At 61.3% G+C, this 13,834-nt stretch carries 14 protein-coding genes; 10 read left to right on the forward strand and 4 right to left on the reverse strand.

The genetic code is table 11. The features are described 5' to 3' along the window. Positions 1-24 precede the first annotated feature (24 nt). Positions 25-1,302: an acetyl-CoA C-acetyltransferase gene (locus tag PG5_RS21430; protein ID WP_020799209.1), complete on the reverse strand. Its 1,278-nt coding sequence runs from the start codon at positions 1,300-1,302 to the stop codon at positions 25-27. 119 nt (positions 1,303-1,421) lie between these two features. Between PG5_RS21430 and PG5_RS21435 the strand changes: the two genes are divergently transcribed. Together PG5_RS21435 and PG5_RS21440 are read left to right on the forward strand one after the other, a co-directional pair. Then, positions 1,422-2,774 (forward strand): 3-oxoacyl-ACP reductase, encoded by a 1,353-nt coding sequence (locus PG5_RS21435; protein ID WP_020799210.1) that lies wholly within the window; start codon positions 1,422-1,424, stop codon positions 2,772-2,774. Between the two features lie 2 nt (positions 2,775-2,776). Then, entirely contained in the window at positions 2,777-3,631 is an 855-nt protein-coding gene (locus PG5_RS21440) for a MaoC/PaaZ C-terminal domain-containing protein (protein ID WP_020799211.1), read from the forward strand. Between the two features lie 132 nt (positions 3,632-3,763). On the opposite strand, the gene PG5_RS21445 is transcribed toward PG5_RS21440, so the two are convergent. Together PG5_RS21445 and PG5_RS21450 are read right to left on the reverse strand one after the other, a co-directional pair. After that, a complete protein-coding gene (locus PG5_RS21445) occupies positions 3,764-4,177 on the reverse strand; it encodes a response regulator (RefSeq protein WP_020799212.1) in 414 nt (137 codons plus the stop codon). Positions 4,178-4,262: 85 nt separating this feature from the next. Beyond that, positions 4,263-4,460 (reverse strand): Flp family type IVb pilin, encoded by a 198-nt coding sequence (locus tag PG5_RS21450; RefSeq protein ID WP_020799213.1) that lies wholly within the window; start codon positions 4,458-4,460, stop codon positions 4,263-4,265. 328 nt (positions 4,461-4,788) lie between these two features. On the opposite strand from PG5_RS21450, the gene cpaB reads away from it, so the two are divergent. Genes cpaB through PG5_RS21490 form a run of 8 tightly spaced genes read left to right on the forward strand, consistent with a single transcriptional unit; the run spans position 4,789 to position 12,247 of the window. Further along, positions 4,789-5,739, forward strand: a complete 951-nt coding sequence (gene cpaB / locus PG5_RS21455; protein ID WP_020799215.1) for a Flp pilus assembly protein CpaB — start codon at positions 4,789-4,791, stop codon at positions 5,737-5,739. A 21-nt stretch (positions 5,740-5,760) separates the two neighbouring features. Beyond that, the gene (locus PG5_RS21460; RefSeq protein ID WP_020799216.1) at positions 5,761-7,023 is read left to right on the forward strand and encodes a type II and III secretion system protein family protein; all 1,263 of its coding nucleotides are present in this window, start codon (positions 5,761-5,763) and stop codon (positions 7,021-7,023) included. Then, complete coding sequence (locus tag PG5_RS21465) at positions 7,020-8,207, forward strand: Flp pilus assembly protein, ATPase CpaE (RefSeq protein WP_020799217.1); 1,188 nt, start codon at positions 7,020-7,022, stop codon at positions 8,205-8,207. Before PG5_RS21460 ends, PG5_RS21465 begins: the two co-directional genes overlap by 4 nt. Continuing rightward, positions 8,204-9,484 (forward strand): CpaF family protein, encoded by a 1,281-nt coding sequence (locus PG5_RS21470; RefSeq protein WP_020799218.1) that lies wholly within the window; start codon positions 8,204-8,206, stop codon positions 9,482-9,484. Before PG5_RS21465 ends, PG5_RS21470 begins: the two co-directional genes overlap by 4 nt. Positions 9,485-9,494: 10 nt before the next feature. Then, positions 9,495-10,379, forward strand: a complete 885-nt coding sequence (locus PG5_RS21475; RefSeq protein WP_020799219.1) for a type II secretion system F family protein — start codon at positions 9,495-9,497, stop codon at positions 10,377-10,379. Continuing rightward, a complete protein-coding gene (locus PG5_RS21480; RefSeq protein ID WP_033044767.1) occupies positions 10,376-11,266 on the forward strand; it encodes a type II secretion system F family protein in 891 nt (296 codons plus the stop codon). The genes PG5_RS21475 and PG5_RS21480 overlap by 4 nt, the downstream gene beginning before the upstream one ends. Positions 11,267-11,276: 10 nt before the next feature. Continuing rightward, positions 11,277-11,960 (forward strand): tetratricopeptide repeat protein, encoded by a 684-nt coding sequence (locus PG5_RS21485; RefSeq protein WP_020799221.1) that lies wholly within the window; start codon positions 11,277-11,279, stop codon positions 11,958-11,960. 11 nt (positions 11,961-11,971) lie between these two features. Next, positions 11,972-12,247 (forward strand): DUF3613 domain-containing protein, encoded by a 276-nt coding sequence (locus PG5_RS21490; protein WP_020799222.1) that lies wholly within the window; start codon positions 11,972-11,974, stop codon positions 12,245-12,247. 242 nt (positions 12,248-12,489) lie between these two features. Here the strand turns inward: PG5_RS21490 and PG5_RS21495 are convergent, their stop codons facing one another. Next, positions 12,490-13,683 (reverse strand): sel1 repeat family protein, encoded by a 1,194-nt coding sequence (locus PG5_RS21495; protein WP_020799223.1) that lies wholly within the window; start codon positions 13,681-13,683, stop codon positions 12,490-12,492. Positions 13,684-13,834 lie beyond the last annotated feature (151 nt).

A 13,834-nucleotide genomic window follows, 5' to 3' on the forward strand; every position in this document is an offset into this window, starting at 1 on the left:
GCAAGCCGGCTCCTACAGGTATCGTCAACGTTCGATGATGGCGGTTACCCCCTGGCCGCCTGCGGCGCAGATCGAGATAAGCCCACGCCCCTTCCCCGCCGCATCAAGCAACTTGGCCAGGTTGGCGAGGATGCGACCGCCCGTGGCCGCAAACGGGTGCCCGGCCGCCAGTGAACTGCCTTTGACATTGAGCTTGCTGCGGTCGATGGCCCCCAGCGGCGCGTCGAGGCCCAGGCGGGTCTTGCAGTACTCGGGGTCTTCCCAGGCCTTCAAGGTGCAGAGCACTTGCGCGGCGAACGCTTCATGGATTTCGTAGTAATCGAAGTCCTGCAAGGTCAGGCCATTGCGCGCCAGCAACCTTGGCACGGCATACACCGGCGCCATCAACAAGCCCTCGGCGCCATTGACGAAATCCACTGCCGCTGTCTCGCCATCGCGCAGGTAGGCCAGGATCGGCAAACCACGTGCTTGCGCCCATTCCTCACTGCCTAGCAGCACTAGCGAGGCGCCATCGGTCAGCGGCGTGGAGTTACCGGGAGTCAGGGTGCCTTTTGCGCTTTTTTCGAAAACGGGCTTGAGTGAGGCGAGTTTTTCGAGGGTCAGGTCAGGGCGCAAATTGTTGTCGCGAGTGAGGCCAAGAAACGGCGTCATCAAATCATTTTGCCAACCTTCGGCATAGGACGCGTCAAGATTCTGATGGCTCAGCAGCGTCAGCTGATCCTGCTCTTCGCGAGGAATGTTCCAGGTCTGCGCCATCAACTCGCAATGCTCGCCCATGGACATTCCGGTGCGCGGCTCGCCATTGCGCGGGAATTCCGGGATCAGGTGCCAGGGGCGCAACTGCAGGAAGGGCTTGAGTTTTTCAATGGTCGTGTTGGCCCGATAGGCTTGCAGCAGAATCTTGCGCAACCCGTCGCTGACACTGATCGGCGCGTCCGAGGTGGTATCGACGCCACCGGCAATGGCGCTGTCGATTTGTCCCAAGGCAATTTTGTTAGCCACCAGCAGCGCCGCTTCAAGTCCGGTGCCACAAGCTTGCTGGATGTCGTAGGCCGGAGTAGCGGGCGACAGTCGCGAACCAAGCACGCACTCACGCGTCAGGGCCATGTCCCGCGGCAACTTGAGGACGGCCCCGGTGACCACTTCGCCAAGGCGCAGGCCATGCAGGTTGTAGCGTTCGATCAGGCCTTCGAGCGTGGCCGTGAGCATGGCCTGGTTACTGGCGGTGGCGTACGGCCCGTTGGATCGAGCGAAGGGTATCCGGTTACCGCCGATAATCGCGACGCGACGCAGCTGAGTCATGAAAAGCTTCCTATTCTGTGAAGGCCATTACCCGCAAGCGTAGGCCTTTTCCAGTGAATCGAACGACTGATTGCCATTCATGGTCCACACTTTGAACCTCATCTGCTGGAGCGCGTTCCATGTCCGACCGCTATATCGACTTCGCCAATTCGTCCATCGGCCATCGACTGGTCGGTGCCATGGGCCTGCCTTCACCGGTACGCCTGGAACGCTGGCAAGCGGGCCGATTGCGCCCTGTCGAAGGCGCTTTGCTGATTGGCGGCGGCCCATTGGCGGAAAAGGTCAGCGCCTTCGCCAACCGCCTGACGGACGCGATCTACACCTACGGCACCGATCCCTCGATGGCGGCCGCGTGGATTCCCGGACACGGCCCGAAACTAAAGGGGGTGGTATTCGATGCCAGTGATCTTGTGCAAACCGACCAGCTCAAGCAACTGCGCGAATTCTTCCAGCCACTGATGAAAAATCTCGACCACAGTGCACACCTGGTGATCCTGGGGCGTGACCCGCGGACCTTGAGCGACCCATTCGCCGCCAGCACCCAGCGCGCCCTCGAAGGTTTCAGTCGCTCGCTGGCCAAGGAACTGCGCAGCGGTGGCACTTTGCAGCTGATCCACGTTGGCGAGGGTGCCGAGGATCAACTGGAAGGACCGCTACGGTTTTTCCTCTCACCGAAAAGCGCCTTCGTGTCCGGGCAAGTGATTGGCCTGCAGGCCTGCGACACCCAGGTGACGGACTGGACGCGGCCGCTGGCCGGGCGCAAGGCGCTGGTCACCGGCGCTGCGCGTGGCATCGGCGCCGCCATCGCCGAAACCCTGGCCCGTGACGGTGCCGAAGTCATCCTGCTCGACGTGCCCCCGGCCAGGACCGATCTCGACGCCCTCGCCGCACGCCTCGGCGGGCGTGGTATCACGCTGGACATCTGCGCCGAGAATGCGGCGACGGAGTTGGTGGAACAGTTGCCCGACGGCATCGACATCGTGGTGCACAACGCCGGCATCACCCGGGACAAAACCCTGGCCAACATGACGCCGGAGTTCTGGGACGCAGTGCTCGCCGTCAACCTCAACGCCCCGCAAGTGCTGACCAAGGCCCTGCTCGACAGCGGCACCCTGCGCGACAATGGCCGGGTGATCCTGCTGGCGTCGATCAGCGGCATCGCCGGCAATCGCGGGCAAACCAACTATGCGGCGAGCAAGGCCGGGCTGATTGGCCTGGCACAGGCCTGGGCGCCGCTGTTGCATGGGCGGGGCATCAGCATCAACGCCGTGGCGCCGGGTTTCATCGAAACGCAAATGACCGCGCACATTCCATTCGGCCTGCGCGAAGCCGGGCGACGCATGAGCTCACTGGGCCAGGGTGGCCTGCCGCAAGACGTCGCCGAAGCAGTGGCCTGGCTCGCGCAACCGGGCACGGGCGCATTCACCGGCCAGGCATTGCGTGTCTGCGGGCAAAGCGTTCTGGGGGCCTAGGCATGATCATCGACTGGCACACACTCAACCGCGAACCCAGCCTGCCGGGGCTGTATGTACAGGCGGCGACGCGGCGCAAAATCACCGGCACCACCCTGCCCCATTCGGGTTTGCGCTGCTGGCTCGATGTCGACCCAAAGCGCCTGGCGGCCTATCGCAAGGTCTGCGGCTTCGCCGACAACAGCCTGCTGCCACCCACCTACCCGCACATCCTTGCATTCGCCTTGCAGATGCAATTGCTCACCGCCCGGGACTTTCCGTTCCCGCTGCTGGGGCTGATTCACCTGAGCAATCGCATCCGCGTGTTGCGGCCCATGGGCGGAGTCCATCGGGTGCGGGCCAGCGTGTGCGTGGAGAACCTGCAACCCCATGCGAAGGGCGCGACATTCGATCTGGTGACGACGCTGGATGATCAACTGGGACCGCTCTGGGAGGCGCAAAGCCAGATGCTGTGCCGGGGCGTGAAGCTTGAAGGCGAGCCCGTCGAGGAGGAGCTGGCCTCGACGCTGGCACTGACGCAAGTCGCCCAATGGACAGCGCCCGCGGACATCGGCCGGCAATACGCCAAGGTATCGGGCGACTACAACCCGATTCACTTGAGTGCTGCCAGCGCCAAAATGTTCGGTTTTCCATCGGCGATTGCCCATGGCTTATGGAACAAGGCCCGCACCCTGGCCGCCCTCGCCGAGCATCTGCCGGCCGCGAACGTCGAGATCGTGGTGCAATTCAAAAAGCCGGTGCGCCTGCCCAGCGAGGTGACATTACTGGCCAGCGCCGCAGGTTCCAGTGGGGATCTGCAACTGGTCGGGGCTGGTGATCTGGAGCACATGGTTGGTCACTGGCGACCGATTGCCTGACCCTGGCGAATGTACCTCGCTCCTGTAGGAGCTGCCGCAGGCTGCGATCTTTTGATCTTGTTTTGCCCCCGGGAAGATCAAAAGATCGCAGCCTTCGGCAGCTCCTACAGGGCAATGCGTTTACCAAGCTACTTAGCGCCTGCCAAACTCCCCCAGCGGCTGCGGGAACAGGTTATTGAGCGTCTCCAGCAACCGCACGTGATAGATCGGCTTGCGAAACAGGTCCAGAACCTGCAACCGCAGCATGTCACTGACATCCTCCATGTCGGCATGCCCGGACATCACGATCACCGGCAAATGCTGGCGCGCCGTGTGCTCGCGCAAGCGCTTGATCAACGACATCCCGCTCTCCTCCGGCATGCGCAGGTCGGTGATGACCAGCGCTATATCCGGATTGCGCGTCAGGTGCTGCAGCGCCAGCTTGACCGAGGTCGCGGTGAAACAATTGAAACCTTCACCCTCCAGCAATTCCGCCAGCTCAAGCAACGCATCCTCTTCGTCATCGACCAAGAGAAGCTGTTGGCGCGGCAGTGCGGAAACGTTCATAGGCAACACCTGGAATAGACTAAGCGCTGACATTAGAACTCACTCGTTGCATTGGCAAGTTGCCGGTACGACCTCTGATAGTCACTCACAAGGCGTTTTTGATACTGGTGAACATCGCAGTCAGGTCGGTCCCGATGCCGCCACTGAGCCCGGCAATCACCACCGCGACCATGGCAGCGACGATGGCGTACTCGATACCCGACGCTCCCTCGGTATCCTTGGCCAGCCCTTTGTAAAAAGCGATTTCGGATTTGACCTTCTGAACCAGCTTGGCGAAAGACATGACGTTCTCCTCGACGACACCGAGTGTTGCACCGACGCAACATGATTCCCCTGTGCCAGCATCAGCATTGTCGGCATTCCTCCACCAAACAACTGTAAAAACGCATTAACACGAAAGTATTAATCGCTTTGTTGACGTCAAAAAACCTTTTAATTGAGCTGGTCGTCGATTTTTCGTTAGAAAATTTTCCCCGGGTAATGGCGTTTTGCTCTAGCTGCGCTACCTTCCAATAGCGAAATAGTTCCATGTTCATAGCTACCTGATTGCGAAGTTGTCTCGTTGCGGAAAACGACTTCTTGGTGCAGCAGGAAAGAAGGGAAGCGCCGTCATGAACAGTCGTGTCATTCTTGGCCTAGCGGGACTGTCCCTGGCGGGTGCGGTCATTGCCGGTTACTGGGGCTTCACCTTGACGCGTGAACCGACCGCCACTCCCGTTGCGCAAGCCGCCATCGCCCCCACGTCCCTCAGCAACCCTGCACCTGTTGTCCAACCAGAAGAGGACACGCGCCAACCGATCGTGGTGTTGCTGCATGACATCGCGCCGTTTGTGCAAATCACTGCCGCCGACGTGGTCGTGGAAAAACTGCGAACCGTCCCGGCCGGCAGCCTGACCCGCCTCGATCAAGCCATCGGCCGTACGCCTTGGCGCGCCCTGAGCGCCGGCAGCTGGCTCAACGACGAGAGTTTCGAAGGCGGCGGCAAGCTGGCGCGGATGATTCGGCCCGATGAGCGCGCGCTCGCCGTTGCCGTGGATGAAGTGATCAACGCTGGCGGTCAATTGACCCCGGGGGACTATGTCGACGTGCTGCTGTTCTTGCGCATGGACACCCTTAATCTCCAGCCCTCGGCCCAGCTCGCGGTCCCGGCCTTGCGTGTACTGGCGGTGGGCGAGCAAATGGGCCTGACCAACGACGGCCAGCCCTCCAGCCCGGCCCAGGGCAACGATGAAAAACTCCGGCAGGAGCAACAGCGCGCCAGTGCCCGTACCGTGCTGCTCGCCGTTCCCGAACCACTGGTGAGCCGCTTGATGCTCGCCACCCAGGCCGGGGTGCTGCGCCTGGCGGTGCGCAGCGCCGAGGAAAAACGCCTGGCGCGTTACTGGGCCGGTGAACGCGATTCCGCAGCCAACCTCGCCAACGCCAATCGCGACTTGATTCAGTTCAACCAGCTGGCCATGACAGCGCCGCCCAAACCGCTGGTTGCCAGTAACGCAGTCGCGCCGCGCCGGTCGGGTGTGGAAGTCATCCGCGGCAACGAAACCACGCCAAAGTCCCCCTGAATCGAGCAAGGAAACGCTTTAATGCGCAGACGTAGTACGCCGTTTTTGAACGGCTTGATCTGGGCCACCTTGCTGAGCGGCATGCCGGTGACGGCAGTCATGGCTGCCAACGGTAATTGTGCAGCGCTGGGCCCCTTGCCAGCGGTGCTGGAAGTGGGCGAAGGCCTGCAACAGGAAGTGCAATCGCCCGTGGCAATCACCCGGATCGCAGTGGGTGACCCGAAAATCGCCGACGTGCGAGTCAATGGCAACCAGGCGTTCCTGCTCACCGGCATGGGCGCCGGTGCCACCAGCCTGATGGTCTGGACCGCCTGTGCCAGCGCGCCGCGCCAAAGCATGGTGTTCGTCCAGGGCCGGGCGACGGCAGCCATGACCAGCGCCAGACAGTCACCCTCCGATGACCCGCTGCTGCCATCGCAAGTGCAGACCGACATCCGCTTCGTCGAAGTCAGTCGTACCAAGCTGAAGGAAGCCAGTACTTCGATCTACGGCAAAAATTCGAATTTCCTGTTCGGCTCTCCCGGTACCGTCCCCAATACTGCAGTGACACCGCGGGTGTTCCCGCTGCGCAACCTTGACCCGCGGATTGCCGTGCCGAGCATTCCGCTGGCCAACGACATGTTCAACATCGTCGCCGGCGGCGGCAACTTCCTGGCCATCATCAATGCCATGGAAAGCAGTGGTTTTGCCTACACCCTGGCGCGACCGAGCCTGGTGGCGATCAGCGGACAAAGCGCAAGCTTCCTGGCGGGCGGTGAAATCCCTATCCCGATTCCCAGCGCCAACAGCAACAGCTACTCCATCGAATACAAGGAATTCGGCATCCGCCTGACGCTCACGCCAACGGTGGTCAGTAACGACCAGATCGCCCTCAAGGTCGCTCCGGAAGTCAGCGAACTGGATTACAACAACGCCGTGACCATCGGCGGCACCACAGTGCCGGCGTTCACCATTCGCCGTACCGACACCAGCATCTCCCTGGCCGATGGCGAAAGCTTCGTCATCAGTGGCCTGATCAGTACACAAAACACCTCGCAGGTGGACAAGTTTCCGGGACTGGGCGATATCCCGATCCTCGGCGCGTTCTTTCGCAGCTCCTCGATCAATCGCGAAGAACGGGAACTGCTGATGATCGTCACGCCGCACCTGGTGCAGCCGTTGGCGGCGAATGCGCAACTGCCGTCGCTGCCGGGGGAAAAACTCCGCAATTACGACCCCAACTGGTACCGCCTGTACTTCCTCGAAAACGGCGACTTCGATAAACGCAGCGGGCTATCGCAATGAGCCAGAACCTGAGCCAGACCTTCCTCGCGATCACGCGTAACAGCACCGACCTTGAATGGTTGCAAGGCGCGCTCGCCCCCTTGGGCCAAGTGGTCAGCGCCGGTGGCGGCAGCCTCGATGAGCTGCTGGCGCTGGTGGACGTGACACTGGCCAGCCTGGTGTTCGTTGGCCTGGACCGTGAGCATGTGGTGGCCCAGTGCGCACTGATTGAAGGCGCCCTGGAAGCCAAGCCAAGGTTGGCTATCGTCGCGCTGGGCGACGGCATGGACAACCAGCTCGTACTCAATGCCATGCGCGCCGGGGCCCGGGACTTCGTGGCCTATGGCTCGCGCTCCAGTGAAGTCGCCGGGCTGGTGCGGCGCCAGAGTAAACGCCTGCCACCGGTGGTGCCCAATACTCACCTGGGCGGCCTCACCGTCCTGTACGGCGTGCAGAGCAATGCCGACGGCGCACTGTTGGCCAACCACATGGCACAGGTGGTGCAAAAAAGCGGTCAGCAAACGCTGCTGCTCGACCTCGGCCTGCCCCGGGGGGACAGCCTGGCCTTGCTGGGCCTGGAGAGCTCGTTTCATTTCGGTGATGCCCTGCGCAACTTGCGTCGTCTTGACGCCACCCTGATCGACAGCGCCTTCACCCGCTGCGAAGCCGGGCTGCGGATCCTCGCCTATGCCACCCAGGATGAACCGCTGGAACACACCAGCGCCGCCGAGCTGTACATGCTGCTCAGCGCGCTGCGCCAGCACTTCCAGCACATCGTCGTGAACCTCACCGGCCAGCCCGACAGCGAAGCCTTGCGCACCTTCGTCAGCCATTGCGACAAGCTGCTGTGGTACACCGACCAGAACGTGCTCGACTGCCGCCGCAACCTGGCGGTACTGAATCTGTGGCGCGAAAAAGGCATGAAACTCGATCACGCCACGCTGCTGGTGGATCGCTACCTGCGTAGCGTCGCGCCAGACTCCGAGGCCTTGAGCAAAAGCTTCGGCATGGAAATCATCGCCACCCTCGCCTACAGCCCCGAAGTCCGTTTGAACGCCAAGAACCAGGGCGTCACCCTGTTCGAACTGGCCCCCCGGGAAGTGCTCACCCAAAGCCTGCGCAACCTCGGCGAACGCTTGGCCAAACGCTCCGAAAGCCTGGCCAAGCCCAAGTCCTGGTTCAGCCGTTTGAGAGGTACGCCATGAGCGGCGAAAAACTGTTCGGCGCAACGCACCGCGGGGTGGCCGGCAATACCGACCACGACGGCCTTAAACTGGTGCTGCACCGCTACATCATCGATGCCATCGAGGAGTCCGGGAAAAACCTGCTGGAGGGCTCGCGCCAGGTGCTGGCGCAGTTCGTCATCGACAAAGTGGCCGAATACATCGCGCGCTTGCACCTGGCGATTTCGCGCTACGAGATGGAGCGCCTGGCCGAAGAAATCGTCGACGAACTCACAGGCTTCGGCCCGCTGGAAGTGTTGCTGCGCGATTCGGCCGTCACCGAAATCCTGGTCAACGGCCCGCACCGCGTGTTCATCGAGCGCGATGGTGTCCTGCATCAAAGCGACTTGCGTTTTATCGATGCGCACCATGTCGAGCGCGTCATCCAGCGCATCCTCGCGCCCCTGGGCCGGCGGCTCGACGAGTCTTCGCCGATGGTCGACGCGCGCCTGCCCGACGGCAGCCGGGTCAATGCGATCATTCCACCGATTGCGCTCGACGGCCCGTGCCTGTCGATTCGAAAATTCCGCCAGGACATGCTCAACAGCACCGACCTGATGGCCATGCAAACCATCGACCAGGCGATCTACGAATTCCTCCAGGAGGCCGTGGGCAAGCGTTGCAACATCCTGATCAGCGGCGGCACCGGCACCGGCAAGACCACGCTGCTGAATATTCTCAGCCAGTTGATCGACCCCCACCAACGGTTGGTGACCATCGAAGACGTCGCCGAATTGCAACTGGGCCACCCCCACGTGGTGCGTCTGGAAACCCGACCGCCGAATGCCGAAGGCCATGGCGAGGTGAAAGCCAGCGACCTGATTCGCAACGCCCTGCGGATGCGCCCGGACCGGATCATCCTCGGCGAAATCCGCGGTGTCGAAGTGGTCGACGTACTGACCGCGATGAACACCGGCCACGACGGCTCCATGAGCACCGTGCACGCCAACAACGCGCAAGATGCGTTGTTGCGCCTGGAAACCCTGGTCGGCCTGACCGGTCGCAGCATTGCCGAACGGACCTTGCGCCAGATGATCTGCGCGGCGCTGGACGTGGTGATCCAGTTGACGCGCATGCCCGATGGCCGCCGCTGTGTCAGCGAAGTGGTCGAGGTGATCGGCATTCGTGAAGACGTGTACGTCACCAATACCCTGTTTCGCCTCGACCGCCGCAGCGGTTTCGGTTTCATGCGCGAGGCGGTCAACCCCGCGGGTGACAAACTGCGCCGCGAATCGGCGCTCTCTTCCTCGGTGTATTGAAGGCCACGGCATGCTCAAACCGCTGCTGCTTATCTTTGTTTGCCTGGCGTTGCTGGGGCTCTCGGCCCACTTGTTCACTCGCGGCTTACGCGAGCCCGGCACCCGGCGCGTGCTGGAACGCCTGAGCCAGGGGCAACCGGAGCGGGTGGTGCGCAAAACATCCTGGACGGGACTGGATCGCGCCTTTTTGCGCGCTGGCCTCGGGCGGCCCACCGAACGCCTGGGTGTGTGGCTGACGCTGTGGGGCTTGAGTATCCTGCTCGGGTTTTTCGGCGGCGGCTGGCCGGGGTTGCTCGCCCTGTTGCTGTTGCCTCCCCTGCTCCTGCGCCTGTATGTCAACTGGCGTTACCAGCGTCGGCTCAAGCGCATGATCGAACAATTGCCCGCATTGCTCGATCACAGCGTGCGCAGCCTGAAGTCCGGGCGCACCTTGGCCGACGCGGTATTGGGCGCCATCGACGCCGCCGAAGATCCGCTGAAAGATGCCTTGGGCCGCGTGAAGCGCCAGGTGCACATGGGCATCAGTCTGCCGGACGCCACCTCGGACTTCGCAGAACTCTACGACAAAGACGAACTTCGCCTGTTTGCCCTCGGCTTGAAGGTCAACCACCGCTACGGTGGCAACGCCAGTGAACTGCTGGAAAACCTGATCAAGATCATCCGCGAACGGGAACAGGCTGCTCGCCAACTGAGCGCCATGACCGGTGAAACCCGAGTCACGGCGGTTGTCCTGGCGCTACTGCCGGTCACAGTCGCCGGCTATCTCCTGGTGTCCAATCCAAAGTACCTGATGACCATGTGGGACGACAGTTCAGGGCAATCGATGCTGATGGGAGCGCTCGCCCTGCAGGTGTTCGGCTGCCTGGCACTGTGGCGGATGTTGCGCAGCCTATGAACGCGTCCATGCTGCTGAGCTCGCTATTGTTCCTGCTGGCATCGGGATTGTTTATCTGCGTCATGGTGCAACTGCGTCATCGTGCTCGCCAGGTGGTGCAGCGCCTGGACGGCAAGGCGCCGGGCGAAAGCCGCTTGAGCCAATGGCTGCAGGCGCTGGGCACCAGTCGGGTCGGCCAGCAGTCGGTCAAGCTCGACAACGAAACCCAGACCCTGCTCAATTGCCTGGGCTGGCGTACCGCGCGGCAACGGGCGTTATTTGCCGCCTTGCAGGTTGGCGTCCCGGTACTGGCGCTGGCGTTGAGTGCATTGGTGCAGGGTCTGTTCTTCCCCCAGGTCATTCACCCATGGCTAGTCCCGGCGTTCGCCCTGGGTATCGGTTATCTGCTGCCCAAGCGTCTGCTGGCCGCTGCTGCGCACCATCGGCAGAAAAAACTGGCGATGGAAATCTCCACCTTCATTCCGCTGCTGCGCATCCTGTTCGAATCAGGCATGGCCGTGGAGCAATCGCTGCGAGTCTTGAGCAATGAAGGCAAACAACTGATGCCCACATTGACCCAGGAGTTGCGCCTGGTGCTGGCCCGTGTCGATTCGGGCCTGGAGCTGGGCGATGAACTGCACAAGGTCACCCGCTTGCTGGCGGTCGACGAGTTCACTGACACCTGCGTGATCCTGCAACAGCTGATCCACCAGGGCGGCGGTGCGATGAAATCCCTGCTGGCGCTCAAGTTGTTGCTCGATGACAAGCGCCTGGCGCGCCTTCAGGAATACATCTCCAAGATGTCCGCAAAAATGTCCGTCGTGATGATGCTGTTCCTCTTCCCGGCGTTGTTGATCGTACTGGCGGGCCCGGGCTTCACCGCCCTCGCCCGGGCTTTTGCTTCTTAGGGGAATCGTGATGAAAGCAATGTTTGCAGGTTTTTGTCTGCTGATGCTGGGGGGTTGCGCGAGCAACGGACAGACACCCTGGAGTGCCCTGACCCCCGTCAGTTGCGGCAAATTGAACGCCGAACAACAGCTGTCGCTGAACCTGGCCGACGACATGGCCAACGACGGCAAGTTGCACGCCAGCCTCGCCAACCTGCAGAGCCTGCCGGACAAAGTTGCCGACGTGCGCCTGCGCAAGGCCAAGGTGTATCGACTGCTGGACCGCAGTGAAGCCGAGCCGCTGTACCGCAGCCTGCTCGGCGGCTGCCTGGCCGCCGAAGCCGAACACGGCCTGGGCCAACTCGCCGCCGCCCGAGGCGACCATGGCCTGGCCCAGGCGCACCTGCAACGGGCCGCCCGGCTGGCGCCCACCGACGAAAAAATCCGTAACGACCTGGGCGTGGTCTACCTCAATCAACTGCGCATCGAAGACGCCAAATTCGAATTCCTCACCGCCATCGAGCTCAAGCAAAGCGACCAACTGGCCGCCGTGAACCTGGTGACCCTGTTGATCTATCAGGACGACTGGAACCGCGCCGCCGAACTGGTCAGCCGCCTTGGCCTGAATCCGGCACAAGTCACCCAGGCCCAGGCCCGCGCCGAGAAACTCAAGTCACCCGGCAAGTCCGGGCCGACCGTCGCCGCTGTTCAGTAGGGAGCACCCTGATGAAACCGACCACCTTGTACTGCCTCGGCTTGCTGGCCTTGCCACTTGCCGCTCACGCCATCGACGCCGGCCCCGCCTCGCCACAACAACAGGAAACCGAAGGCTGGCTGCAACTGCAAAGCAGCAACACCGCCGCCTCCACCAAGCCGCAAACTGCCAGCGCAGCCGAGCGCGAACTGGCAATGCAGCGCTGGTTGAAAAGCTTCCAGCACGAGATCCCAGAGTTCTTTGATCAGGATGCGGGCGGATCGGTGAACAGCGGATCGCAGCAATAGCGCTAAACCACATCCTCCCCTGTTGGAGCGAGCATGCTCTCGATGGTCCTCAACGATAACGCGGGAAACCAGACGCCCCGCAGTGCCCTCAGTTTTTTCGTCGGAACGCCACCCGGAGCATGCTCGCTCCTAAAGAGGGTTAGCGCTATTGCTGCGGGTAAATATTTAGGCTTCACCGAACAGTCTACATTCGATATTTTCCTCTTCGGCGAGCAAGAAGCGGATGTGGCGCCTCTCGATTCTCAGGGTTGGCAGGATTTCGCCTTTCTCGAAACGGGAACCTGTGCACCTTCGAGGCGCGAGAAAAGCTGGCCACCAATATCGGCTTTCCAGTAGCCAGTCTGCGGGCAGACTTGCCCGCTATAGCAGTACGGCGCCGATAAGTGAGCCTGGCTGAATGCAGGGGATCCCGGAAGACCACGGCCGGTGGCCGGGTCCAGGAGTTTGGCCTTGGACAGTTGGTTGATCAGAGCAGTGCTGGGCTTTTCTGGCGGGATATTGGCCAGGCGTTCTTCGAGCCATTGCAGCTTGCCGTCCCAGGCGGGCAGTTTGGCGGGAGGCAAGGGGAGGATTTCGTTGATTTCGGGGACGTTTGGTTTGGCGTAAGAGTAGTTGCCCAGCACTTTGCTTATTTTTTCGTAGCGTTCGGCACGTTCGAGGTCTTCCTGTTGGGCGAGATAATGAAGCTCATTGGTAGAGAGCGGATTACGAAAGCCTTGCTCTAACGCGTAAGCTGAGGTTTCGTCACCTGCAGCGACTCCAAGTTGATAGGCTTCGAGTGCTTCCTGGTATAGCTTTTTGTTCTTGAGATTTATCCCCAATTCAATCGCTGCCTCGCCATGGCCTTGCTCAGCAGCACAGCGGCGCATTTGCCGTGCAATGTCCGGAGCCATATCGCTCGGCGCCAATTTGTCTCCCACATAGTATTGTGCCTGGGCGTTGCCGTGATCAGCAGCCTTACGGTAGTAGCGCAGGGCCATTTCCGGATCCTGCTTCAGCCCCGCCGAACCTTGTTGCAGGAAGATCCCGACGAAGTAATAACCCGTAGCCACTCCTTCGCTGATCAATCGTTCGCTCAAACGCAAATGCTCGTCGCCCCGAAGCTGGAAATGGCCGCGCATGGCACCGTTCTGCAGGTTAATGTTGGCCTTGTAATGACCGTTTTCTGCCGCAATGCGGTACAGCCTTTCGATCTCCACATCGACGCTTTTGTCTTCTTTGAGCTGATTGTTTTTTTGCAGCCAGCGCGCGTACTGGAACAGCACATCGGACTCGGCGGAGGGCGTGGGGAATTGCTCGTGCACACAGCTAAACGCCAGATCGGCCTTGATCTCGTTAAGTGATTTCACCTGAGGGTCCTTCTTCATATAGGTAAAAGTGCTGCGGCTGTCGCAAGCAGTCAGCAGCAGGCATGACAACAAAAGAGCGAGACGCATCAGTCGATGTCCTTCAGCGTGGCTTTGTCGTAATAAAACTCGACGAGGGAGGCGTACGGTGTACCCATACCCTTTTCCTTCTGGCGATCTTTGTTTTCTTTCATGATGTCTTGCCACTCCTTGAACGCTAACCCCGGATCATCCTGCGCCC

The sequence above is a fragment of the Pseudomonas sp. G5(2012) genome (assembly GCF_000408945.1).
GTDB classification, from domain to species: domain Bacteria; phylum Pseudomonadota; class Gammaproteobacteria; order Pseudomonadales; family Pseudomonadaceae; genus Aquipseudomonas; species Aquipseudomonas umsongensis.

What these genes read in the sequence shown, in the direction of transcription:
- PG5_RS21485 (WP_020799221.1), top strand. Translation starts at nt 11,277, where the DNA reads ATGAAAGCAATGTTTGCAGGTTTTTGTCTGCTGATGCTGGGGGGTTGC.
- PG5_RS21495 (WP_020799223.1), bottom strand. Translation starts at nt 13,683, where the DNA reads ATGCGTCTCGCTCTTTTGTTGTCATGCCTGCTGCTGACTGCTTGCGAC.
- PG5_RS21450 (WP_020799213.1), bottom strand. Translation starts at nt 4,460, where the DNA reads ATGTCTTTCGCCAAGCTGGTTCAGAAGGTCAAATCCGAAATCGCTTTT.
- PG5_RS21430 (WP_020799209.1), bottom strand. Translation starts at nt 1,302, where the DNA reads ATGACTCAGCTGCGTCGCGTCGCGATTATCGGCGGTAACCGGATACCC.
- PG5_RS21435 (WP_020799210.1), top strand. Translation starts at nt 1,422, where the DNA reads ATGTCCGACCGCTATATCGACTTCGCCAATTCGTCCATCGGCCATCGA.
- PG5_RS21465 (WP_020799217.1), top strand. Translation starts at nt 7,020, where the DNA reads ATGAGCCAGAACCTGAGCCAGACCTTCCTCGCGATCACGCGTAACAGC.
- cpaB (WP_020799215.1), top strand. Translation starts at nt 4,789, where the DNA reads ATGAACAGTCGTGTCATTCTTGGCCTAGCGGGACTGTCCCTGGCGGGT.
- PG5_RS21440 (WP_020799211.1), top strand. Translation starts at nt 2,777, where the DNA reads ATGATCATCGACTGGCACACACTCAACCGCGAACCCAGCCTGCCGGGG.
- PG5_RS21475 (WP_020799219.1), top strand. Translation starts at nt 9,495, where the DNA reads ATGCTCAAACCGCTGCTGCTTATCTTTGTTTGCCTGGCGTTGCTGGGG.
- PG5_RS21490 (WP_020799222.1), top strand. Translation starts at nt 11,972, where the DNA reads ATGAAACCGACCACCTTGTACTGCCTCGGCTTGCTGGCCTTGCCACTT.
- PG5_RS21460 (WP_020799216.1), top strand. Translation starts at nt 5,761, where the DNA reads ATGCGCAGACGTAGTACGCCGTTTTTGAACGGCTTGATCTGGGCCACC.
- PG5_RS21445 (WP_020799212.1), bottom strand. Translation starts at nt 4,177, where the DNA reads ATGAACGTTTCCGCACTGCCGCGCCAACAGCTTCTCTTGGTCGATGAC.
- PG5_RS21470 (WP_020799218.1), top strand. Translation starts at nt 8,204, where the DNA reads ATGAGCGGCGAAAAACTGTTCGGCGCAACGCACCGCGGGGTGGCCGGC.
- PG5_RS21480 (WP_033044767.1), top strand. Translation starts at nt 10,376, where the DNA reads ATGAACGCGTCCATGCTGCTGAGCTCGCTATTGTTCCTGCTGGCATCG.